22 protein-coding genes are annotated in these 22,694 nt (G+C 69.5%); 8 read left to right on the top strand and 14 right to left on the bottom strand.

Annotation, left to right across the window (positions count from 1 at the left end; translation table 11 throughout):
* Positions 1 to 15 precede the first annotated feature (15 nt).
* The gene (locus tag BM396_RS23985; RefSeq protein WP_335645402.1) at positions 16 to 423 is read left to right on the top strand and encodes a chlorite dismutase family protein; all 408 of its coding nucleotides are present in this window, start codon (positions 16 to 18) and stop codon (positions 421 to 423) included.
* A 258-nt stretch (positions 424 to 681) separates the two neighbouring features.
* Complete coding sequence (locus tag BM396_RS23980) at positions 682 to 996, top strand: hypothetical protein (protein WP_348273027.1); 315 nt, start codon at positions 682 to 684, stop codon at positions 994 to 996.
* 247 nt (positions 997 to 1,243) lie between these two features.
* Here the strand turns inward: BM396_RS23980 and BM396_RS23975 are convergent, their stop codons facing one another.
* The 7 genes from BM396_RS23975 to BM396_RS23945 form a co-directional block, all read right to left on the bottom strand.
* Entirely contained in the window at positions 1,244 to 1,666 is a 423-nt protein-coding gene (locus BM396_RS23975) for a response regulator (RefSeq protein ID WP_051976137.1), read from the bottom strand.
* A gap of 137 nt (positions 1,667 to 1,803) precedes the next feature.
* The gene (locus BM396_RS23970) at positions 1,804 to 2,478 is read right to left on the bottom strand and encodes a class I SAM-dependent methyltransferase (RefSeq protein WP_043384594.1); all 675 of its coding nucleotides are present in this window, start codon (positions 2,476 to 2,478) and stop codon (positions 1,804 to 1,806) included.
* A gap of 64 nt (positions 2,479 to 2,542) precedes the next feature.
* Positions 2,543 to 3,601 carry a glycosyltransferase gene (locus BM396_RS23965; protein ID WP_043384596.1) on the bottom strand — a complete coding sequence of 353 codons (1,059 nt, stop codon included), beginning with the start codon at positions 3,599 to 3,601 and terminating at the stop codon, positions 2,543 to 2,545.
* Complete coding sequence (locus tag BM396_RS23960) at positions 3,598 to 4,539, bottom strand: glycosyltransferase family 2 protein (RefSeq protein ID WP_043384598.1); 942 nt, start codon at positions 4,537 to 4,539, stop codon at positions 3,598 to 3,600. Before BM396_RS23960 ends, BM396_RS23965 begins: the two co-directional genes overlap by 4 nt.
* 41 nt (positions 4,540 to 4,580) lie before the next feature.
* A complete protein-coding gene (locus tag BM396_RS23955) occupies positions 4,581 to 5,726 on the bottom strand; it encodes a glycosyltransferase (RefSeq protein ID WP_043384605.1) in 1,146 nt (381 codons plus the stop codon).
* 22 nt (positions 5,727 to 5,748) lie between these two features.
* Positions 5,749 to 6,633 carry a glycosyltransferase family 2 protein gene (locus BM396_RS23950; RefSeq protein ID WP_051976138.1) on the bottom strand — a complete coding sequence of 295 codons (885 nt, stop codon included), beginning with the start codon at positions 6,631 to 6,633 and terminating at the stop codon, positions 5,749 to 5,751.
* Positions 6,623 to 8,674 carry an HAD-IIB family hydrolase gene (locus BM396_RS23945; protein WP_043352927.1) on the bottom strand — a complete coding sequence of 684 codons (2,052 nt, stop codon included), beginning with the start codon at positions 8,672 to 8,674 and terminating at the stop codon, positions 6,623 to 6,625. The genes BM396_RS23950 and BM396_RS23945 overlap by 11 nt, the downstream gene beginning before the upstream one ends.
* Positions 8,675 to 8,767: 93 nt before the next feature.
* Between BM396_RS23945 and BM396_RS23940 the strand changes: the two genes are divergently transcribed.
* Together BM396_RS23940 and BM396_RS23935 are read left to right on the top strand one after the other, a co-directional pair.
* Positions 8,768 to 9,808, top strand: a complete 1,041-nt coding sequence (locus tag BM396_RS23940) for a glycosyltransferase family 4 protein (RefSeq protein ID WP_043384607.1) — start codon at positions 8,768 to 8,770, stop codon at positions 9,806 to 9,808.
* Positions 9,808 to 10,992, top strand: coding sequence for a glycosyltransferase family 4 protein (locus BM396_RS23935; RefSeq protein WP_043384609.1), 1,185 nt, complete (start codon positions 9,808 to 9,810; stop codon positions 10,990 to 10,992). The genes BM396_RS23940 and BM396_RS23935 overlap by 1 nt, the downstream gene beginning before the upstream one ends.
* A gap of 37 nt (positions 10,993 to 11,029) precedes the next feature.
* Here the strand turns inward: BM396_RS23935 and BM396_RS23930 are convergent, their stop codons facing one another.
* Positions 11,030 to 12,013: a glycosyltransferase family protein gene (locus tag BM396_RS23930; RefSeq protein WP_043384612.1), complete on the bottom strand. Its 984-nt coding sequence runs from the start codon at positions 12,011 to 12,013 to the stop codon at positions 11,030 to 11,032.
* A 92-nt stretch (positions 12,014 to 12,105) separates the two neighbouring features.
* Between BM396_RS23930 and BM396_RS23925 the strand changes: the two genes are divergently transcribed.
* Both BM396_RS23925 and BM396_RS23920 read left to right on the top strand, forming a co-directional pair.
* Positions 12,106 to 12,750 carry a hypothetical protein gene (locus BM396_RS23925; protein WP_043384615.1) on the top strand — a complete coding sequence of 215 codons (645 nt, stop codon included), beginning with the start codon at positions 12,106 to 12,108 and terminating at the stop codon, positions 12,748 to 12,750.
* Positions 12,751 to 12,754: 4 nt separating this feature from the next.
* Complete coding sequence (locus BM396_RS23920; protein WP_043384617.1) at positions 12,755 to 13,399, top strand: hypothetical protein; 645 nt, start codon at positions 12,755 to 12,757, stop codon at positions 13,397 to 13,399.
* Positions 13,400 to 13,759: 360 nt separating this feature from the next.
* Here the strand turns inward: BM396_RS23920 and BM396_RS33720 are convergent, their stop codons facing one another.
* The 6 genes from BM396_RS33720 to BM396_RS23895 form a co-directional block, all read right to left on the bottom strand.
* Positions 13,760 to 13,882 (bottom strand): hypothetical protein, encoded by a 123-nt coding sequence (locus BM396_RS33720; RefSeq protein WP_257791603.1) that lies wholly within the window; start codon positions 13,880 to 13,882, stop codon positions 13,760 to 13,762.
* Between the two features lie 80 nt (positions 13,883 to 13,962).
* Positions 13,963 to 15,147 (bottom strand): DUF3095 domain-containing protein, encoded by a 1,185-nt coding sequence (locus BM396_RS23915; RefSeq protein ID WP_043384620.1) that lies wholly within the window; start codon positions 15,145 to 15,147, stop codon positions 13,963 to 13,965.
* Between the two features lie 408 nt (positions 15,148 to 15,555).
* Positions 15,556 to 15,900 (bottom strand): hypothetical protein, encoded by a 345-nt coding sequence (locus BM396_RS23910; protein WP_043384625.1) that lies wholly within the window; start codon positions 15,898 to 15,900, stop codon positions 15,556 to 15,558.
* A 100-nt stretch (positions 15,901 to 16,000) separates the two neighbouring features.
* Positions 16,001 to 17,872 (bottom strand): CHASE2 domain-containing protein, encoded by a 1,872-nt coding sequence (locus BM396_RS23905; protein WP_244538942.1) that lies wholly within the window; start codon positions 17,870 to 17,872, stop codon positions 16,001 to 16,003.
* Positions 17,873 to 17,886: 14 nt separating this feature from the next.
* Entirely contained in the window at positions 17,887 to 18,408 is a 522-nt protein-coding gene (locus BM396_RS23900) for a FecR domain-containing protein (protein ID WP_043352866.1), read from the bottom strand.
* Between the two features lie 22 nt (positions 18,409 to 18,430).
* Positions 18,431 to 19,111 (bottom strand): Crp/Fnr family transcriptional regulator, encoded by a 681-nt coding sequence (locus BM396_RS23895; RefSeq protein WP_043352864.1) that lies wholly within the window; start codon positions 19,109 to 19,111, stop codon positions 18,431 to 18,433.
* A gap of 642 nt (positions 19,112 to 19,753) precedes the next feature.
* On the opposite strand from BM396_RS23895, the gene BM396_RS23890 reads away from it, so the two are divergent.
* Together BM396_RS23890 and BM396_RS23885 are read left to right on the top strand one after the other, a co-directional pair.
* On the top strand, positions 19,754 to 21,367 hold the full coding sequence (locus tag BM396_RS23890) for a GMC family oxidoreductase (protein WP_043384630.1): 1,614 nt from the start codon (positions 19,754 to 19,756) through the stop codon (positions 21,365 to 21,367).
* Between the two features lie 106 nt (positions 21,368 to 21,473).
* Positions 21,474 to 22,346 (top strand): methyltransferase domain-containing protein, encoded by an 873-nt coding sequence (locus BM396_RS23885; RefSeq protein ID WP_043352860.1) that lies wholly within the window; start codon positions 21,474 to 21,476, stop codon positions 22,344 to 22,346.
* Positions 22,347 to 22,694 lie beyond the last annotated feature (348 nt).

Genomic DNA, 22,694 nt, shown 5'->3' with positions numbered 1-22,694 from the left:
TTGGCGTCTTCCGACATGGCATGGCGTCTACGCGGAGCTATTAGCAACCTCCGCTACACCACACGCGATGAAGCCAATAGGCTACGGAGCTTACAAGCTGCTCTTGATCGGCCGACAGCAACTCATGCCGCTCTGATCCCGATCAAAAAATCTCAGCAGTGGTGGGATTTGGCTCAAGACGAGCGCCGTGAAATATTCGAGGAGACTTCCAAGCACACCACGATTGGTATGAACTATCTTCCTGCCATTGCCAGAAGGCTTCATCACAGCAGGGATCTTCGTGAGCCGTTTGACTTTCTGACTTGGTTCGAGTTTGCGCCAGAGCATGAGGCGGATTTCGAAGCTCTTCTCTCTAACCTCAGGGCCACGCGGGAATGGACCTTCGTGGAGCGAGAGGTCGATATACGCCTCACGCGCGATTGACCCATTTGGGCGAGAACCGCCTTTGATGCTGTCGGGACCATACCTCGCCAGCCTTCATGCCGGAGGCGAAAGAGGGGCGCGCCGCATTGCGGACGCGCCCCAAGTGCGTTCCGGTCTCATGAAGAACGTGCCCGCTCGGTAAGGCCTCACGCTCGCGTGAACAATGCGTCTCGCGTAAGAAGCTGGCTGTGTGGCCGCGTCATCGGAACGTCGCATTGGCCGACGGGATTATGGCCCAGCCGAGCGGGTGAGGTGCAGGTGAGCAATATCGCATCGATCAGAGAGATCGCAGACACGCTGAAGGAGATTGCCGCCCCTGGGATGAAGCCGAAGGCGATCCGTTCTGCCATCCGCGAACGGCACCCGGAGGCGAGCAAGAAGGAGATCGTTCGCGCGGCGTTTTATGCTGTGACGGAAGCGTCGGCTGCTTCAGACGGAGCGACCGCTGAACTCCATGACTTCGTGTTGGCTGAGCGCATCGCCGAGGACAACTTGGACGTGGTGTTGAAGGTGAGCAAACGCAAAAAGAAGAAGCGCTCGTCGGACGCATTGGAGCGGTCGCCGGCGCACTGATGCCTGGGGAGCCGCTTCTGACTTATGCACTCGAACGTCCGCTTTGAAGAAAAGCTTAGATGCGCGCTTGCGACCGAGTTGGGTCGCTATCAGACTGTCCGCTCGGAGTGGTGTCCGGCCCGTCCGCTTCTGGACGGCGAATGCATCGAAGCAGACAGCGCCGCCGGGTCCGTTTGGGGTGCTGACAGTCATTTTGCGTGCATGCTTGCGTAGCTGCGAGTGCTGACCAAAGATATGATCGCGCCTCTCAGGCGCGGTTCTTGTCGCGCAGCGGCTCGGGCTTCTGCTCGTCCGGCAGAACCTCGCGCAGGTGGTGATTCACGATGTCCACGCTGAACGGCTTTCCGATGAAGCGCGCTCCGTCCGGCAGATCGTTCGGTCCGGGCTTGGCCTGCCCCGACGCAGCGACGATCGAGATGTGAGGGTAGGCGCTCGCAACCTTGCGAGCGAGGGCGAAGCCATCGTGTACGCCCGGCATCTGCACGTCTGTGAACAGCAGCACGATGCACGCGTGGTGTTCTTCGAGCACGAGCAACGCCTTATCACCGGATGAGGCCGCGAAGGTCGTAAACCCCGCTTCCTCCAAGATGTCGACCGCAGCCATGCGGACCATGCCGTCGTCGTCGACGACGAGAGCACAGGGCGCAGCGTTCGAGGAGGCATGGGTCATCTCCCCTCAATGCCGCGTTTCATGGAAAGGTCCGGGTGGAAAGACGCCAAGTTCAGCCGCCTGTCATGAGATGGACGCCCGAGGTCGTCAGCGTTCCGACCAAATCCTCATCGCCGGCGCACAGGCGAAGCACTTGATTAGCCCTCATTCGGCTTGGTGAACTTGCACTTGCCCTGCAGCGACCACGGCCCCCGCGCCCCGACCTCGGCGCAGAACGCATCGACCGCCCGGGTCACACCCGGGAAGCGGCCGCCCAAGCGATCGTAATCGTCGGCGATCAGGAGGCCTCCAGGCCGCAGGACCGGCCACCAGGCGCGCAGGTCCGCCGCGACAGACGTCTCCTCGTGCCCGGCATCGAGATGAATGACGTCGGCGGTCACACCGCGCAGACGCAGGAGTTCCGCGGCATTCAACGAGTCGAGCGGCAACGGCACGATGTGGTCCGTCATGCCTTCGCGCACCACATTGGCCAGGAAGGTCCGGTAGAGGCTCGGATAGCCATGCTCGGTGGCGAGTTCCGCGAACAGCGCCTCGTCCGCCCAGTGATCAACGGCTCCGAGCCACGTATCGACCGCGATCACGGTGCCGGCGACCTCGTTCTCGGCCATGGTTCGCGCGAGGAAGAGGGCGCTGGCCCCCTTCCAGGTGCCGATCTCGATGACCACACGGGGCCGGAACTCGATCACCGCCTCCTCGAGGTAGGAGTGGATGCTGCGCCAGCCCTGCAGGTCGGCGGGGCGTAGGTCCGCCGGGGGATCCGCGAACGGGTCGCGGCCGTGCCACAGGGCGGCGATCAGGTCCTGACGGGTCATGGCACTCTGATTTGAGGGTGTTGGAAGGCCCAGGAGGGGCAGACATTTAGGAAGAGCAGTGGGGTCATCGAACGGCGCGGGCCTGCGCGTAGAGCGCCTCGCATCGGTCGAGCCAGCATGCGCGGGTGAACAGGCGCAGGACACGCCCGCGCGGGATCGGCCGCGGGATCGCGAGCGCCTCGCCGATGGCACGGGCAAGACCCGCCTGGTCCCCTGGTGCCGCGAGGGATCCGGCTTCGCCGACGACCTCCGGGACGGCGCCCCGGGCGAAGCCGGCGACCGGCAGGCCGCAGGCCATCGCCTCGATCGCCGCCAGTCCGAACGGCTCGTCCCAGCACGGTGTGGCCAGGAACACGGAGGCGCGGCCGACCTCCGCGGCCAGGGCCGTCCCGCTGAGCTGGCCGCCGTAGCGGATCGAGCCGCCGAGCAACGGCGCGACCTGGGCCGCCCAGTAATCCGGCTCCTCGACCGGGCCGAACAGGGTCAGGGGCAGGCCGGCTTGGCGCGCTGCGCCGATCGCGTGCTGCGCGCCCTTGTCGGGCGTGATCCGCGCGCACCAGACGGCGCTGCCGTCGCCGTCCGGACGATACGGCCAGGCGGCGGGATCGATGCCGTTGTGAAGCACCGAGGCCTCCGGGGGCGCCCCGTCCGGCCACCACGCGTCGAGATGCGCCCGGGAGGGCGCGGTGATCCGGTGTCCCGGGGCGGGGCTCGCCTGCACGAACCAGCGCAGGGCGTCGTAGGGCGGTACGTGCAGCGACGTGACGGTGGGCGTCGCGGCGGTGCGCCGTTTCTCCAGGGGCAGACGGCTCAGGCTGTTGTTGTGCAGCACATCGAAGCCCCCGGCAGCGATCCGGTCGCAGGCGGAAGCGTAGCCGTCGTCGAGATGAGCCTTCAGGCCCGCATCGCCCCGGTGCTCCAGGCCGGCATGGCTCCGCTCGTGATGGACCGGGATCACAGGATCCAGGGCGAAGCGCGCGTCGCTGTCGCCGGAGGCGAACAGGGCGACGCTGTGGCCCCGGGCGGCGAGACCGTCCGCGAGGCTCCACGTATAGGCTTCGAGGCCCCCCGCGAAGGGCGGGGCGATCGGATGGCGGAGATGGGCAAGGAGCGCGATCCTCACGCCGTCACCGGCGCCGGCGATTTCGCGGCGGCCCCGGCATCCGTCCGAGCCTCGATGGCGCGGATCACCGACGCCGAGTTGGTGTAGGGCTGGTGGCCCAGCTGACCAGTCAGCGCGAGGTCGGCGGCGTCGGGCCGGCGCAGGATGCGGATCGGCCGGTCGGGCGTGTCGTCGATCAGGCCCATCACTTTGAAGGCGTAGAGCCAGTGGCCCATGGTGCGGTAGCCCCACTTGGCCTCGAACAATTCGGCGTTGCGCACCACACTCTCGAGGTGATGGACCGGCGGCATGTGGTGCGGGTGGTACTGGTGATAGGCGCGCGCGCCCTTGATCCAGGCGATCGGGATGCCGCTTCGGTCGAGGAGCTTGCCGAAGTCGGTGTCCTCGCCGCCGTAGCCGGTGTAGCGCTCGTCGAAGCCGCCGGTCGCCAGGAAGGTCGCCCGCCGGATCGCGAAGTTGAGCGACCAGAAGCAGCGGTAATCGTTGCAGATCTCGATGCCGGAGGCCGGGGGGCCGCGGCGGTCGGAATGCCGCTCCGCCACGGCATCGAGGCCGGCATAGTCCCAGGTCACCAGCGTGGCGCGCTCGGGCAGATGAAGCACCTCGCCCATCAGCAGCCCGTCGAGTTCGGAGAGCCCCCGCGCGTAGTCGGCGATGAGGTCGGGCGCCGGGATGCAATCGACGTCGAGGAAGACCACGGCGTCGCTGTCGACCGCCGCCACGCCGCGGTTGCGCGCCGCCGCCAGCGGCAACTCGCGGCCCCCCACCGGAATCTGATGCACCGGGAAGCCGACCTCGGGCAGGTCGTAGGGCGTCTCCTGCATCACTGCGACGATGAAGGCGGCGGGGGGCTGCGTCTGGCGCTCCAGGCCGCGGAGCACGTTGCGCAGATGCGTCGGCCGGCCCTTCGCGAGGGTCACCACGGAGACGGTGGACATAAGGCGATCGGGCTCCGGTTGGGTTGGGGAGACGGCGGCGGTCACTCGGCGGCGATGCCTGGAAGCGGGACGGTTTCGGCGCCGGCCGGTCCGCAATCCCAGAGCGCGTCGGTCAGCCCTTCGAGCCAGCCGGCGGCGCGGGCAGCGGCGTCGGGGGCGTAGAGGCTCCGCAGGGGAGCCCCGTCGAGGGCGCGGGCGCGGGCGAGGAGGTCCCGCCAGCCCCGGAGATCACCCGGCCAGGCGGGCGCCTGCACGGCGGCGCCGAGCCGGACCAGGGCCTCGGCCTTGCGGGTCTGCTCGGCGAAGTAGCGCCATTCCGGCATCACGATCAGGCGGCCGCCGACCCGGGCGATCTCGTGGACCGTGTTGTCGCCCGCCGAGGCGATCACGATGTCGGCGGCGGCGAGGTAGTCGGTGACCGAGGACACCCAGCCGAGTTCGCGCAGATTCGAAAAGTCGGTCTCGTGGCCCTCGCGGTGGGTCGGCCCGAGGGTGAGCCACAGGGCGTCGGGTTCGGCGCGGGCCGCGACCGTGAGGGGCGCGTAGGGCGTGCCGCTGCCGCCGCCGCCGGTCACCGCCACGACGATCTCCCGTGCAGGATCGAGGCCGAGCTTGGCGCGGGCCTCCGCGCGCTCCGGCACCCGATCGACGCTGGTGCACAGGCCGCCGCTGTAGAAGGTCTTGGCGCGCAGGTGTGCCGGGTAATCGTCTTGCTCCAAGCGCTCGTCGAAGGGGGCGAGCATTCCGACGCAGGCCTCGTAGGCGCCGACATGGCCGATATCGGACCGGTCGCCGTGCATGCGGATCTGCACCGCCGGCACGCTGGCGATACGCGCGAGCAGCGCGATCTCCGCCGAGACATCGACCACGAACAGGCCGATTCCACGCTCGTCGAGATGGTCGAGGATCGACCGCATGGTCCGGCGCATCGCGTCGAGACCCAGGGGAACGCAGTGCATCACCTGGGGCGTCGGCTCGGCGTAGAGGCGCGCCGTCGGCACGGCGGCGCCGATCATGTTGGGCAGCGCCACGATCTCGATGTCGCGGCCGAACCCGTCGAACAGGCGTGGATCGGCGGTCAGCACCGAGACGGCCCGGTCACGAGCAAACTCGGCGGCCACCGCCATCGTGCGGTTGGCGTGGCCGCGGCCCTGATGATGAACGAAGAACGCGATCGGCTTCTTCATGGCGGTGGGTTCGGGCTCGCTCTCAAGAGAACAGGGCGTCGGGCCGCAGGGCCGCGGCGATCTCGGGTTCGGTCGGCGGGCGGATCAGGCGGATCGCGGGGGCGGCGACGTCCCAGTCGATCAGCCCGGCCGCGCGGAACTGGTCGAGCCAGTAGGTCATGCACCAGCGCCCGTGCCGCGCCCGGAAACGCGCCGCGTTGGCGAGGATCGACGCGAAATGCTGCAGCGGCGGCACGTGGACCGGATGGTGCTGGTGATAGGCGCGAGCCCCCGCGACCCAGAAGACCGGCAGCCCGGCGGCGGCAAGCCGGGCGGCGAGGTCCGTCTCCTCACCGCCGTAGCCGACGAAAGCCTCGTCCATGCCGCCGGCCGTGCGCCAAACCGCGGCCGATAGGGCGAAGGACAGGCCCCAGAGCTGGCCTGCATCGGGTTCCGGCCGCAGGCCGTTTTCGGGCAGGGCGGGCCGGGCCGGATGGGCTCGGCCGAGGCGGTCGAGTACCGCCGGCTTGCAATCGCCGGTGCCCGCCCCCGGCGGAAGGTAGAGGACCTCGCCGAGCAACAGCCCCTGCGCCGTAGCGCCGGCCCGCGCATAGGCGTCCGTCAAAGTCGGCGACGGGATGCAATCCACGTCGAGGAAGACGAGGAGTTCAGCGCACGCTGCCTCGGCGGCCCGGTTGCGCGCGGCGGCCAGCGGCATCGGCTCGCCCGGCACGTGGAGGTGCCGGATCGGGCAGCCGGGATCGGGCAGGTCCGGCGCACGCTCCGACTGCATCCAGGCGATCACCAGCTCTCGCGGGGGCAGCGTCTGGCGGGCGAGACCCTGCATCAGGTTACGGAGGCGGTCGGCCCGGCCGCGGACCAGGGTCAGGACGCTGGGAGCCGGCCCCTCCTCGTGCTCAGCCGGCATCGGCGAGCATCCGGCGGAAGTGCGAGACCCCTTCAATGATGCCCCGGGCGTGGGTCCGGCGGGACACGTAGGAGTGCTTCAGGGCGGCATGGCTTGCGAGGTCGTCGGAATAGTTCGCCACGATGATCGCCTGCACGCGGGCGCCGAGCATCTCGATGTCGTTGCCGGAATCGCCGGCCACGAACACGGCGTGCTCCGGCAGGTCGTACAGGGCCCGGACGTGGTCCACGGCAGTGCCCTTCGAGGCGGCCTCGGGCAGGACGTCGAGATACCGTCCATGACTGTGAATCACACGCGCGGCGATGCCGGCCTCTGCCAGACGCGCGCGGACGCGCCGTTCGGTCTCGGTGTCACCGAAATAGCTCAGCTTCAGGGCCCGCTGCTCCAGAGGACCCTGGGGGCTCAGCCCATCAAGCCTGTCGAGCGCTGCCTGCACGGCGGGCCGATCCCAGCCGGGCTCTATGATCCGGCGCCACGCGGCGTCTGCCGTGTATGTCACGCCGTTGGCGTCGAGGTGGTAAATTTCGGATCCCACCGAGGTGATCATTACCTGGGGCCGGGGGCTGTCCTGTTGCTCCAGCACGGCCATCGCGCTGTGGAAGGACCGGCCGGTTGCGACGCCGAAGGCGAGCCCCGCCTGCCGGCTGCGCCACCGGCGGAAGATTCCCATCGCCGCATCGCAGCCGACCAGCGTGTTATCGATGTCGCAGACGAGCAGCTGCCGGGGTGTCTGGGTGGGCGGCTCCGGGGACAGCAGCGCGCGCAGCAGGACGTGATAGCGGGCGGCGTGCCGGTCCCAGTCGTAGGCTGCAGCCGCCCGGGCGCCGCCAGCCACGCAGCGTGCGTAGAGGACCGGATCGCCCAGGATCCGCAGGCACGCTTCCGCGATCGCCCCGTGGGTGCGTGGATCGACCAAGAGCCCGTTGCCGCAGGTCTCGACGATGTCGTTGGGGCCGCCGCTGTCGGTGGCGACCAGCGGCAGGCCGGCGGCAGAGGCCTCGAGTAGCGTCAGGCCGAAGGGCTCGTTGAGGGCCGGGTTGACGAACAGGCCGCCGCGCGTCCGGGCATGGGCGTAGATCGCCGGAACGTCCTCCGGACGGTGCGTCTTCGGGTAGGCGACGCGCCCGTAGAGATCGTAGCGATCGATCAGGACGAGGAGGTCGCGCATGGTCGCGGCCATGTCGCCGTCGAGGGTATCGATGTCGTCACGGGTCCCGGCGATGATCACGAGGTTGGCGTGGGCCTGGAGCGCACGACTCTCGCCGTAGGCACGCACCAGCGCAGCGAGATTCTTGCGCGCCACCGGCCGGGCGAGCGCCAGGATTGCCGGCCTGTCCGGATCGTCGAGGAAACGGTCGATCGCCGCGTCGACCCGGGGATGGGTCTGGGCCGCGGCGAAGCGGGCGAGGTCGCTGCCCGGAGGCAGGACGCGGACGCGTCCGGGATCGTAGGCCGCATAGCCGGCGTACTGCACCTCCGCCTCGTCCCGCGAGGAGGCGATCACGAGCTGGGCTCGCGCCACAGCCTCCTCCTCGGCGGCGATCCGGCGGGCGAGATCAGGCCGGACGGGGGCCGTGCCCAGCATCGTTGCCTTCACGCGTCCGAGGGAATGGGCCGTGAAGACGAAGGGGATGCCCAGGCGATCTTCCACCAGGGCCGCCACCGTCGCCGCGTCCGCGTAATGCGCGTGAATGAGATCCGGCGCCCGGGCCTGGGCGGCGATCCAGGTGATGAGGTTTTCGGCGAAGGACGCGACCTCGGCGTGCATCGCCTCCTTGGCGCGGTAGTCCGGGGACGCGCTCGCGAGCCGCACGAGCGTGACCTTGTCGGCGATCGGCTCTTCGGGCACGGCGTAGGCGGCCCCGAGGGAGCCGCGAAACAGACGGGTCGCCACCACGATCCGCGTGAGATCGCGGTCCTGCACCGAGGCCGAGACCAGATCGAGCAGGTAGCGGATATGGCCGCCCGTGTCGGCGGTGAGCCCGTAGACGACGCCGTCGCCGCGCAGGCAGCCCTGCAGGGCGATATGCAGGACAAACATCAGGCGTGCGCTGCGGCTCTCGCGCGCCGCAGAACGCTTAACTTATGTAAAGCGAACGCCGCGCCCCGGCTTAACATATGTAAAGAGGTTGCCGTGCTTCGCGTCGCGCAGGTCGCTCCGAACATTTTTCCCGTTCCCCCAGACCATCACGGCGGCACCGAGCGGGTTGTGCACGATCTCAGCACGGCGCTACGAAGCTTGGGTGTGGAACTAACATTATTCGCCCCATCGGACAGTGCGACAGACTTACCGCGCGTCGGCAATTACCCGAGTCTCGCGGCGCTGGAACGGCAACACGGGCGCGTCGCACCCGGGGTGCCCGCCGCCCTGGAGGCTCTGCAGCTGGAGGACCTGCGGCAGCGGCTCGACGATTTCGACATCGTCCATTGCCACGGCGAATTCGCCCACGCGGCGCTGCTGGGCGCGCGGCGCCGACGCAGCCTGACCACCATCCACTGGCGGGTCGACGAGCTCGACCGGGCCTTGTTCTTCCAGGGCTTCCCCGACCTGCCCGTCGCGGCGATCTCGGCCGCGCAGGCGACCGGCATCCCGGCCGTGAACCTGGCCGGCATCGTCCATCACGGCATTGACCGGGCGCGCTACGCCTTCCGCGCCGCGCCGGACGACCATGTCGCCTTCGTGGGTCGCATGACCGACCAGAAGCGGCCCGACGTGGCGATCCGGGTCGCTCGCGCCGCCGGTCTGCCGATTTGGCTCGGCGGCACGATCGATGTCGGCAACCCGGACTATTTCGACCGCTGCGTGCGTCCCCTGCTGAGCGTCGACGCGACCTATCTCGGGCCCGTCGACGATACCCGGAAGGGCGAGCTCCTGGGCGGCGCCCGGGCGCTCCTGTTCCCGATCGACTGGCCCGAGCCCTTCGGCCTCGTGATGATCGAGGCGATGGCCTGCGGCACTCCGGTGGTCGCCTGGAACCGCGGCTCGGTTCCCGAGATCGTCGAGGACGGGGTGACGGGCTTCATCGTCTCCAGCGAAGCCGAGGCGGTCGCGGCCCTCGCCCGGATCGGGCAGCTCGACCGCGCCGCGATCCGCCGCCGGTTCGAGGAGCGCTTCACCGCCGAACGCATGGCCCGGGATTACCTCGCCCTCTACCACCGCCTGCACGCCGCCTGATGCGCACCGCCTTCCTGGCCTGGGACTACCCGCCATCGCCGAGCGGGCTCTCCACCGCGGCCCGAGAGATCGCCGAGAGCCTTGCGCAGGCGGGCGCGGAGGTGACGGTGTTCACCCTCGACCGGACCGGACACGAACGGATCGGCGGCGTCACCGTGTCGGGGCTCGCCCTGGCGCCTGGCAGCTCCCTCGCGCGCCTGCGCCTCTGGGGCTCCGCCGGCCATCTCGCCGCCCCGCTCGCCTTCCGGCGTGCCGTGCTGGAGGCGCATCGCCAAGGGCCCTTCGCCGTGATCGAGGCGACCAATTGGTATGCGCCGGCTGCCCTGCTCGCCGGCCGGCGGGATCTGCCGCTGGTGACCCGCAGCTCCACGCCGGCCGCCTTCACCCGCGAGCCGGCCGGCAGCCTGCGGAACCGCCTCGACGGCTGGACGGCTGACCGCCTGGAGCGTCGGCAGGCTCAGGCGAGCGCTGGGCTCATCGCAAACACCGCGACGCACGCGGGGGTGATCACCCGTTGCTACGGGCTGACCGGGCGGCAGCCCGAGGCGGTGATCGGTCTCAGCCTGCCCCCCGAGGTCGCCGAGGCCGCGAGTGGCGCCCCCTATCCGGAGGCGGCGGAACCGATCAGCCTGCTCTTCGTCGGGCGGGCGGAGGCGCGGAAGGGGTTCGATGCCCTTCTCGGCGCGGTCGCGATCCTCGGTGCCGAGTGGGCGAGGGGCGCGCTGCCCGCCTTCCGGCTCGACCTCGTTGGGGTGCCGCCGGACGATCTCCCGGCCGATCTGCCCGATGTGGCGCGGCCGCACATCCGGGCCCGGGGCCGGATCGACGGCCGGGCGCTGTCGGCGGCCTACGCCGAGTCTCACGCGGTGCTGGCGCCCTCGCGCTACGAGAGTTTCGGCCTCGTCTACCAGGAAGCGCTCGCCTACGGCCGGCCGGTCGTGGCCTGCGCCGAGGATGCGAGCGCCCGCGCCTTCGTCGGCGTGCCCGGCGCCGGCCCCCTGGCCGCGGCCGCGACCGGGCCGGCCCTCGCCGACGCCCTGCGTCCGCTCCTCACCGATCCGGACCTGCGCCGCGCCTATCGCGCCCGCGCCCTGGCGGCGGCCGGGCGCTTCAGCCGGGCGAGCCTCGGGCGCGAGACACTGGCGCTCTACGAACGGGCGATCACGGCGGCGCGGGGCCGCTGATCGTGCAGCCGCAGCAGATCCGGTCCGCTCCGACCCGTCAGTCTGCGTAGGGGCGCAGCAACGCGGCCTCTTCCTCCAGACGTCCGCGCCCGGGATCGAGCGCCTCGTAGCGCCGCGACCGTGCCCGGACATGGGCCGCGCTCAGGCGATGCTCGATGCCGCCGTGCAGGGCGATGAGGCTCCCGGGCCAGCCGCGGTCGAGAACCGGGCGCTCATGGACGCGGCCGGCGTAGACCAGATGGGTGCGGTTCAACCGATACTGGACATCCGGGAACACGTCCGAGAGGACGCCGTCGACCCGGTTCGCCCGGGCGAGCCCGATCGAGACGACGGCCTCCGCCTCGGCCAGGGCCGCCAGGGCGGGCAGCAAGCGGCCGGTCGCCGGGCCGAGCGCCTCGTCGGCGTCGAGCTGCAGCATCCAGCCGTGGCGGGCGAGGCCCTGGAGGGCATTGCGCTGCGCGGCGAAATCCCCGTCCAGGGGGCGGGCGGCCACGCGCACCGCCCCCGCGGCGAAGCCCGCGACCGGAACTGGCTCCGCCGCCCGCGCCGGCCCGTCGATCAGGATCGCGACGTCGTCCGTCCAGCCAGCCTGCGCCGGCAGCGAGGCCAGGACCGCGTCCCGGTCCGCCGGACGGCAGAGGAGGCCGAGGGACACCGGGCGCCCGTCGGCGGCTTCGAGGGCGAACAGCTCAGCGTCGGCCGCCCGGGTACCGTGGGGGTGTCGGAGTTCCGCGCGGCCGGCTGCGTCGCGGGGACGGACGCCGAGCCGCCAACGGGTCGCGGCGCTACGCAGGGTATAGAGGTCGAGGCCGTAGGGCGCCTCCGGGTCGGGCGCGAAGACGGGACCGGCGAGGCTTCGGGCCAGATGCGCGCGGCAGGCCTCCGGGGCCGCGCCGTGCGCGAGCAGGACCCCGCAGGCGTTGCAGGCCAGCGGGAAGGCGCGGCGCGCGCCGCCCGGATAGGACAGGGTCCGGTCGCTCGGCCCGATCATGGCGGCGGCACAGACGAAACACCGGCGCATGATCCCATCTCCCACGCCCGCGATCCAGCAGAGGGGCCTGGATGCGTCGGGCCCGCGCCTTACCTCCGCGGTTCCCATAACCCCTGCCGCACGTGATCCCGGACGTCGACTCCCTCCCTGCCGGACGCGCCGGCCTACCAGCCGACGGGTCCCTCGCCATCGTGGGCAACGCGCCCGGAGCGGGTGCGTGCGCAGCCGCGATCGATGCGGCGGACAGCGTGGTCCGCTTCAACAACGCGCTCGGCTTCGGCGGCGGCACCGGCCACCGCGTCACGCATCTCGCCCTGGTCAACCGCGGCGGCCAGCCGCGGGAATGGCTGGCGGACCGGCGCTTCCTCGAGCGCCCGGTGGTCCGCGCCGCGCAGGCCTTCATCCTGCCCTTCCCGATGCTGCCGGCGGAGCACAACGTCCCCGAGCCGATCTGCTGGACCCGCGAGCTTCTGGCGCGGCTGCGTCCGTTGGGCCGCCCGGTCCTCCTCCTGCCCGAGACGCTGCACCAGCAGGCTCACGCCCTGCTCGGCCCGCGCACGGCGGGACACCCGAACCCGAGCACCGGCGTCCTCGTGACGCTCGCGCTGCTGCTCGGCCGCCCGGCGGGTGCAGGACCGGCGCAGGTCTTCGGCTTTGGTTTCGACGGCTGGCCCGGTCATCCCTGGGCGGCCGAGCGTGCATGGTTCGCCGAGGCTGAGGCGGCCGGACGCATTCGTGTGCATCCACCATCTCTGACCGAGCAATAACGTCATGACCACGCTGATCACCGTCCTGAAGGGCGGCGGGCGCTACGACGCCACCTGGGTCGCCCGCCTCGCAGGCGGCATCCGCCGCCATGCCCCGGCTTTCGAACGGATCGTCTGTCTTACGGACCTGCCAGTGGCCGTCGCGGGCGTGGAGACGATCCCGCTCCGGCACGCTTGGTCGGCCTGGTGGGCGAAGATGGAGGCGTTCCGGCCCGGTCTCAGCACGGGTCCGACCCTCCTGTGCGACCTTGATACGGTGCTGACCGGCCCAGCCGATGCCCTCGCCGAGCCCGGCCTCGCCGCGATGGAGGACTTTTTCCACGCGGGGCGCCTCTCCAGTGCGCTGCTGCGCTGGTCCGGGGACGAGCTCGCATCGCTTTACACGACCTTCGCGGCCGACCCCGACCGCTGGATGAGCCCAGGATCCTGCGGCCCCGTGCCGAACGCGGTGCATGGCGATCAGGTCGTCATCGACCACCTGCTGCGTCGGAGTGGGCGGCAACCGGATTTCATCCAGCGCCTCCATCCCGGCCTGCTCGATTTCTATGACCCCCGGCGCGATTCCCATGGCCCGGTCGTGATCTTCATCGGACCGGCGAAGCCGGATACGGCGACTGGAGCCGTGCATGCTGCGTGGACGCGTAGCTGATGGAGGATTCTCGACGTCGTCTCGGCTACAACTTCTGAAGCGTTATCGTGATCAGGTCGGCCGCGGGTAAAGACGACCTATCTGGACAGAAGCTCCGAAGCTGCCCTTTGCCTACGGGCTACGTTCTTGCATGATCCTACGCGTGCCAGTGGCTCGCAGTCGGGCAGGGAGAATGTCCGCATTTCGGGCGGCGGCATTCCGAAGCGGAATGGCAGGTTTCGGCTAGACCACGTCACGCCGACCCACAAATGCGCGCAGCAGCGGACATTCGGCTTCGTGTCCATCCCGGTCATTCAGCGTGTTTCGAGGACGCTCCGAAGCGGACATCCCTTCCGCAAAGATCCCAGGCCGGAGAAGCTCCTACACGGTGAAGATTTTTGCGCCTTCCACCGGTCGCCGCTCGCAGGCAGTGGCACCGATCAGGCTGGCGCCGACCGCGAAGGTCCCGTCATCGACCAAACGCTCGCCGGTGCGGTGCTGCACAGTGATCCTGAACGCCGCTCGAGGTAGGTCGTCCCGAGCGCCCGCGCTTCATCCGGCAGCAGCCACGCTTCACAGCCCCCTCACGGGCTGGTCGGCACCACGGCCCCGACGCTTGCCGCCCGAGCCTTCAGCCTTGCGGCGGCCGCGGCGTAGCCTCCGCCAGCGCCATCGATGAAGTGCATGTGCCCGCGGCCGGGCACCGGAGGGCTGATGCAGGTCAACTGCGCAGCCAATTGCCGTTCCAGCCCGAAATGGCAGATCCCCCGCGCCTCCGCACCGGCGAGCTGCGCCTCCAGCTGATCCGCGAAGGCCTCTGTGCAGTCCAGCGTCATCCGCAGCGCATCATCGTATTTGCGGAAGTCCGTATTCCCGACGATCTCGTGCCGAAGCGCGGCCGGATCGAACCCTCCCACCCGCAAGCCGATGCGGTAGATCAGGTATTCGGGGATCGATCGTGCCACGAGGCGAAGCTTGCGCCAGAGGCGGCTCAGACGGGAGCCCGGCATGGCGCGCAGTTCAAGATCCAGGCCCGCCCACGGTCCGTGCATCTGCGGTCCCTCATCCTGCATCGGATGTGCGACCTCGGCACTGATCTCCACACTGTGCAGGATCTCTTGCACGAGTTGCCGGAAGGCCGGCGCGTCGCCGCTGTGCTGCGGCACGAGCATGAGCGAGAGAATCAACGCGTGGCGGGGACGGATTGCCTGCCAGCGGCAGGAGAGGCCGGTCAGGTCGGGCTGGCTGCCAGGCTCAGCCGGTGCGACGGCATAGTCGCCGGCCTTCATGGCGGCCTCTGCCCAGGGCAGGCCGCCTCCGCTGAACATGGCATAGGAAACGTGAGCACTGGGCGCGTAGCGCGCGACGCGCACGTCGAGTCCGCGATCGCGCACGGCTGAGACCGGTACCAGAGCGGTGCGCAACTCGAGCTGCAGCGCCTCGCGGACCCAGACGGCCGTTGCGGCCAGCGCTTCTCTGGCGGCGTCTACGTCTTCCGGGGCAATCGCGAAGCTTGCCCCGTCGCCGGCGAAGACGAACGGGAACGCGCGCCGGCCGAGGGCATTCGAAACGGCCGCGATGATGGCTGCGCCGGCCGCATTGACCGCCTTGTAGCGGCCGAGCCCGATCTGCTGCTGAGAGCCGACGACATCGGTCACACCCAGCCACCAGGTCGTGGGAAGCGGCCGATAGAGGCCTGGATCCATGAGGCTGGAGAAGGCGGTAAACCGGGGCAGGCTCGCGTAGAAATCAGGGGTCGTGCGGCCCATTGCGGGTTCGATTGGCTCCTCTGCACGTCCCGATGTCCTCGTCGCCGTCATCGCCCTGCTCCCCGGCACAGCCTCGGACGCGCGGCGCGCCCGGAACGCGGCACCGACATCTTCCTTGGTGGGACCACCATCACCACGGTCGCGTGCACGCCTTCAAGCGAACGCGCTACGGCGGCGACAAACTCACGACCGCTCCGCGCTGCCGCTCGGCTCATGTCTAATGCGGTTGCGGTTTGACTTTCGATATTCGAGCGGCGTCTTCGAGACGAATGGGTCCGGGGTGCCGGCTCCCATCCCGTCGTCACGGCAAGCTTTGGTGTGACGACGTCGGCCAACCGGCCGCCGCTGCGGGTGCAGCGGCGGCCGATCGCGCACCGGGGCCTCAATCAGCCGAAGACGGATGCTCCGTCAGCTGCAGACGCGCTCATGTCCGAAGAACAAGGGGTTGTAGACGACGCGGCAATCCCTGAAATCCGAGCTCAGGAAGTAGCCACCCGTGGGATAATTCCAGTCGAACCCGCCGAAGTGCCGACGGTAGCCACGGTGGTGGAAGTATCGATGGTGGCCGAACCCGCCGTTTCCGAAGCGACCGTACCCGAATCCGCGATGGCCGAAGCCGCCGTGATGGCCGAAGCCGCCGTGACCAAATCCGCCGTGACCGAACCCGCGGGCATCGGCGCTGGCGGCACCGCCGGCCAGTGTCGCCAGCGCGAGACCTGCGACCATCATCGTCTTCGTCGAAGTCGTCTTCATCGTGCTTCTCCCTGTTGGGGTGACAGCACTCTGCGCCCGACGATGGCCGGCCGCTGTGACCGCGGTCACAGAGGCCCGGAAACGCGGCGTGGCGCGGGATCTATGGCAGCCGCGCAGGTTCGCGCGTCAACCAAACCGCGATGGGTTGGGACCGTCCGCGGATGGAAGCCGTCCGCCGCTCGTCGAAGAGGCCGGCCGGCTCAACGATGCCGGCAGCCGTCAGGAGATCGGCGCTGACGGCGAGGCGGGCCTTGGCCTCCGACGCCACGGCCAGCAGGCGGCTCGCGACGTTGACGGTATCACCCGTCGCCGTGACCTGCTGATTGGTGTCGCTGCCGAGGCGCGAGAGGATCGCCGGTCCGGAATGCGCGCCGATCCGCACGTCGAGCGCCCGTCCGGCGCCTGCCAGTTCGGGATCGCGCGCGATCCAGTCGCGGGTCCGGACGATGAGATCGCTGGCCGCCCGCACGGCGTTTTCCGCCTTCGCGGGATCGGGGTCCAGGGCGCCGAACACAACCATCGCGCCGTCGCCCATGAAGTTGACGACGAGGCCTTTGTGCGACGAGGCGGTCTCGTCCACGAGATCGTGGAACGTTTTGAGGAGGGCGCGGGTGCGGACCGGGCCCAGGCGCTCACTCTGGCCGGTGAAGCCGGTCAGATCGATGAAGAGCACCGGGATCTCGCGCGTGAGGGGTGCGGCCAGATAGGTCGGGTCCCAGGCGAGCCGTTCCGCGAGCGCGGCGGGTTGAAGTCGGCGCAGGGCCTGCTCCGATCGCGCGAGCCTCAGGCCCTGGCGGCGATCCAGCGTCTGGCGCGCCACCGCGCACAGGAGCGTCGGCAGGCCAGCGGCTGCGAGCGGCAGGGCGGCGCTCATCCAGATGCCCTGGCTGAAGGCGACGGTGCCCAGAGCGAACCAGGCGGCCAGGAGGAGGAGTACGAGGATGGCCGCTGGGAGCGGTGGGGCCAGCGCGATCAGGAGCACGGCGGCGCCCGCGAGAATCCCGGCCGCCACCCCGTCGAGCCGCCGAACGCGCGCATCGCGCACGAGTCCGTCGCCCGTGGTCAGATGGGCGATGCCGGTCGCCAGCAGTTCGACGCCGGGCATCACGGGATCGAACGCCGTCGCAAAGGTGTCGCTGCCCCCGAGTGCCGTCGCGCCGATCACCACTACACGGTCCGCCAGAGCGGCGACGGGTGCCGTTCCATCGAGAAGTGCGGCGGCGCTCAAGGTCTGGATCGTGCGTCGCGGCCCGTAGGGACGGAGAGGAAGATGATAGCCGAGGTCGAGCCGGATGACGGCAGGCCCGATCCGGACCTGTCCCTCGGTCAGGACCGGATCGCTCCGGGCCGCCAGGGCCGCTGTGCGCAGGACGAAATGGGCCGCAACGCCGTTGTCCGCCCTGGCAACGAGAGGAAGGTGCCGCGGAACGCCGGCGGCGTCCTCGGACAGGTTGACGAGTCCCGTCAGCGCGGCCGCGCCGATCACCGGGATCGGGCGATGCACGGCGGTGGCGACCGGGATGCCCCCTTCGTTCGTGGCCTCGTCGAAGACGGCTGCCGCCGCCAGGACGGCGGGCACCTTGCGGAGGGCGGCGGCGAGGGCATGATCCGCCTCGGGCTGGCGCCCGTCTTCGAGGAACAGGACATCGACGGCGAGCGCACGGGGGTGGGCCGCGGCGATCGTTTCGATCAGCCGCGCCATCGTCGTGCGCGAGATGGGAAAGCCTCCTTCCCGGCGGACGATTTCGTCGTCGATGGCGACGATCGCGACATCTTTGGGCGGCATGCGTGGACCGGCCAGGCGCATGCGCAGGTCCGTCGCCGCCGCCTCCAGGTAATCGAGGGGCGTTGCCCGTCCGGCGATGTGCAGGTGCGCGAGCCAGCCGCTCCACCCCAGCGCGGCCACGAACATGAGGAGGGCGAAGCGTCGCTTGGTCCGCCCGGGGCGCGAGATCGACTCAAGCCGCGGCACCGGACCCGCGGCTCTCACCGCCCGAAGCGCTCGAGCAGGCTTCTGACGCGCTCCTGCGGCCACCGTCGCACGTCCAGGGGGGCCTGATCCTCACCGACATCGACGCCCTCACCCGGGCCGAGCGTGACGAACACGGCCGGGGTGTTCCGGCGCGCGACGGCGACGCGGCCGCGAGCCACGAAAACCGCCGTCTTGGCGGTGGTCACATCGACGGCGTAGATCGTGCCGCGCACGGAGGCAATCGCGTGGGGGGTGAGGATCTGGAAGCCGCCCCGGCGCGTCTTCGAGCGCGTCGGCAGGGTCACGAGTACGGCGCTGCCGCCGATCTCCGCTCCCTCGAGCTGCCCGTCGCCGTCCCGATCCACCGGCCGTAACGTGGCCGCTCGCTCGGCTTCGAGCGTGAGCCCGTCGGTGCATCGCAGGATCCGCAGAGGCGGGTCGAAGCGGGTCGTTTCCGTGCAGCGCGTCTGGGCATGGACGGTGACAGGGACGACGACGGCCGCGAATGCGGTCACGACGCGCGCGAGATTCCTCATGGGGTGGATCCCTTCTGCCGCCTCAGAGCCGTGAGGGCGCGCCGAGGGCCGCCAGACGCGGCGCGACCTTCACATGCACGCGTGAGCGCCCAAGATCGATGATGCCGGATCGACGCCAATCCTGAAGGACGCGATTGACGCTTTCCCGCGCCGCGCCAACGTAAGCGGCGAGTTCTTGCTGTGTCACCTGGATTTCTGCGCCGTAATCCTCGGACAGCATAACCAGACGCCGCGCTAGCCGGGCATCGAGGGGAAGGAGCGTCGCCTCCTCCATGCGCTCGCTCATCCAGCGCAACCGTCGGCACAGGAAGCCGATGATCCGCGCCGCCAGGGCCGCGTCGTGCGCCAGGAGTTCGAGGAAGTCCCGCCGGTCGATGACGAAGAGATCCGTCGTCTCGAGCGCGATGGCCTCTGCGGTGCGGGCATGGCCATCGAGCAGGGCGATCTCGCCGAAGACATCGCCGGGGCCGAGGAGGTTGAGCGTCACGGACCGGCCGTCCTCGGTGCCGGTGGCGATGCGGATCTGCCCGCGACGGATCGCGTAGAGGGCATCGCCTGGGTCCCCCTTCTGGAAGAGGATCTCGTGACGCGCAACGCTGCGCATCCGGCAAAGGCCGGCGATGGCTTGTAGAGCGTCTTGGCCCAGCTCGGCGAAGAACGCGTTGGCGGCCAAGAGCCCGACAAGCCTGTTCGGCGCGCTCACGACATCCTCTCTCGACTGTGCCGACCCAGGCTCGTGTGCGCTCCGCAAAGTTCTCCGCGGCGCAGCCTGGTGTCAGCATGATGCCGCACCGTGTCGCCTCTGACCGGCGGGCGGGTCCGTGACAAAACTCACAGCCCGGCTGGCCACGCCGTTCCACGAGGACCGGCTATCGGCCAGCGATCGCGTATGGCCGCCACCGCATCTCGGGGAGACGCGATCCGGGCTGCCCGCCGAACCTTCGGACGGCGCTGCTATGTCGGAGGTTCCCGCAGCCGGGATGCGGCTGTGACCGAAGGATCGGTTCGCCCCGAGGCTTTTCAGAAGGCCGGACCAAAACGCATCTCCGTCGGCAAGATCGACAACAATGGCGTGAGGGCGAACCGAGCCTATCACGCGAAGCGCGACATGCAGATCTGCGAAGATCTCTGTAACGCATTCGGGAGTCGAAGCGAACAGGCCCTCGTGAACTTCATCCCGCGCTTCCAGTGTGACGTCGATCACAGTCGCGGGGGTCGAAGGCATGGAACATCGACCCGAATTCCTGCGGCTCAGGATCATTTTCGCGGGACCCGCCGTGTTGGCGGGACAAAACGCTCCGTTAATCAGCAACGGCAGCGCAGCATTAGAAGGATGTTACATATCATGAGCCAGTCTCGTCGCGAGGACAGCGATTCATCCCGGCGCGCGCAGGAGAACCAGCAGCGCCTGGTCGCCGACCTGCGCTCGCAATACGATGTCATCATTTGCGGCGCCGGATCCTCGGGCTCGGTCGTGGCGCGGCGCCTCGCGGAAAATCCCGACCTGCGCGTGCTGCTGATCGAAGCCGGAGGCAGCGACGATGCCGAGACGGTGCTCGACCCTGCACAATGGCCGGCCAACTTGGGCAGCGAGCGGGATTGGGGATTTGAGGCGCAGCCGAACCCGCACCTGAACGGTCGTGCCCTGTCGATGTCGATGGGCAAAGGTCTCGGGGGCGGCTCCAGCATCAACGTGATGGTCTGGGCGCGCGGGCATCGCAGCGACTGGGATTACTTCGCTGCGGAGGCGGGCGATGCCGAGTGGAGTTACGACAACGTCCTCCAGATCTATCGTCGAATCGAGAACTGGCAGGGTTCACCGGATCCGCGGTATCGCGGCGAGTCCGGGCCGGTCTGGGTCCAGCCCGCCTCGGATCCCAGCCCCATCGCATACGCGATGCTCGATGCGGCCCGCGAGGTCGGCATCCCGACCTTCGCGCATCCGAATGGCGAGATGATGGAGGGGCCGGGCGGCGCCTCGATTTCGGACATGCTGGTTCGCGACGGCCGGCGCCAATCGCTTTACCGGGCCTATGTCCATCCTTGGCTCGACCGCCCCAACCTGACGGTCCTCACCGACACGACCGTGCGGCGCGTCCTGATCGAGCAGCGGCGCGCGGTCGGCGTCGAAGTGGTCCGCGCCGGGCAGGTCCTGGAGATCAGAGCCCGGGCCGAGGTGGTGCTGTCCCTGGGCGCCATCCAGACGCCCAAGGTTCTGATGCATTCCGGCATCGGGGACCATGCGGAGCTGACGCGCTTCGGCATCCCGGTGGTGCAGCACCTGCCGGGCGTCGGCCAGAACTTTCAGGACCATGTCTCGTTCGGATGCATCTGGGAGTATGCCGAACCCATCGCCCCCCGTAACAGCGGCAGCGAGGCGACCCTGTATTGGACGAGCCGCCCCGGGCTCGATGCGCCGGACGTGCTCTTCTGCCAGGTCGAATTTCCCGTGCCGAGCGATCGGACCGCGGCGCGCGGTGTGCCGGCGCAGGGCTGGACGATGTTCGCCGGTCTGGCGCGCCCGGCGAGCCGCGGCCGGCTTCGGCTGACGAGTGCCGATCCCGGAGTGCCGTTGGCGATCGAGGCCAACATGATGTCCGATCCCGCGGATCTGACGACGGCCGTCGCCTGCGTGGATCTGTGCCGCGCGCTGGGCAACGCCCAGGCGTTTCGTCCGCATGTCCGCGGAGAGGCCATGCCGGGCGACATCCGGGGAGACGCACTCGAAGACTTCATCCGTGATGCCGCCGTGACCTACTGGCACCAGAGCTGCACGGCCAAGATGGGCCGCGATGCCATGTCGGTGGTCGATGCATCGCTGAACGTCTACGGGATCGACGCTCTGCGCATCGCGGATGCTTCGATCATGCCGCGTGTGACGGCGGGAAACACGCAGGCCCCCTGCGCCATCATCGGCGAGCGGGCGGCACAGATGATCGCTCAGGCGCACGGCCTGTGATCACCCTGCGGGTCGCGGCCCGGCCGGGTTCTGCGGCTGACGGGTCCGGCTCTTCTGCTTCGGGCGCCATGCCGCGTCGTGGTGAACTTCATTCTGGCGGTCGCCGATGACTTTCCAAGACCTTCAACACACGCTGCGGCAGATGGGCGATGCGGCAAGAGGCCTTGCCGCGATCGGTGCAGCCCTACGCCTGCGGCAGGAGGCGCCGGATATTCATCCCGAGGTCGCGCGCCGGTTGCACGACGTGGTCGCCGCCGTGGTGCCGGGCGGCCTCGGTGACCTTGATCAGGCGCAGGTCTCCGCGTCCCTGGCCTCCGTCACGCACGCCCTGCAGGAGGCGCGGGATCTGTTGGAGTGTCCCGAGCGACCGCCCGTCTGGCAGGTCCGCGATCCTGCGATGTTGCAGGCTCAGGGCCAAGCCTCGCGGGTCGTCGTACGGCGCTTGGCGGCCCTGGCGGCCGACCGCCCGGCGCTCGCGGCCGCCCTCACCGGGCGCTTCCTGGATGTCGGCACGGGTGTGGGCGGCATTGCTCTCGAAGCCGCAGCGCAGTGGCCCTCGCTGCGTGTCGTGGGCCTGGACATCTGGGAGCCGGCCCTCGAACTGGCCCGTGCGAACGTGGCGGCAAGCCCATTCCGCAGCCGTATCGATCTCCGCCTGCAGGATGTGACCCAGTTCGATGATCCAGCCGGCTACGCGCTGACGTGGCTTCCGGCACCCTTCCTCTCCCAGGACGCGGCTCGGACAGCGCTCGACCGGCTAACGGTTGCCCTTGAGCCGAAGGGATACCTTGTTGTCGGTCTCTACGCTCCGCCTCCGGATCCGGTCGGCGCCGCGCTTGCAGCCCTGCGGCTGGCCCGAAGCGGCGGCCACCTATGGTCGTGTGCTGCGATGGAGGCTGAACTTCGCTCCCGTAAATTCACCGCCATCGAGACTTCTGCGGGACAGCCGGTCACGCTCATGATGGGACGACGCGCGTAGAACGCTTTCCGTCGAGGCGGTGGCCTGCCGCGACGGGGCGCATCAAGCCGGCCAGTACCGACCGGGTCCAAGGCAGCGCGATCAGGACCGACGATCGGGCGGCTCGAGAGCCGCTGCCGCGTCGCGCCTGCGAATGACTTTCGAAGGCGCGATCCGGTTGATGGGGCGCACCCTGAGGCCTCTGCCTGAACCGCTTCGAGTGTCCGCTCCGGTGCAGTTGGCCCCCCAGAGCGGACCGGCGGGTCTCGGCCAAATCCCGTCGTGGTGGCGGGCGCCCCTGAATGACTGGGTTGGGTGGTTTGCCGCCCTTCCGCTTTATAGTGCAGACCGGAGAAAGCGGACGTCCGG

Origin of the sequence: Methylobacterium sp. UNCCL125 (assembly GCF_900116795.1) — a bacterium.
Taxonomy (GTDB): Bacteria; Pseudomonadota; Alphaproteobacteria; order Rhizobiales; family Beijerinckiaceae; genus Methylobacterium; species Methylobacterium fujisawaense.
The sequence above is the reverse complement of the archived record's forward strand: the minus strand, read 5'-3'. Positions and strand labels throughout refer to the sequence as shown.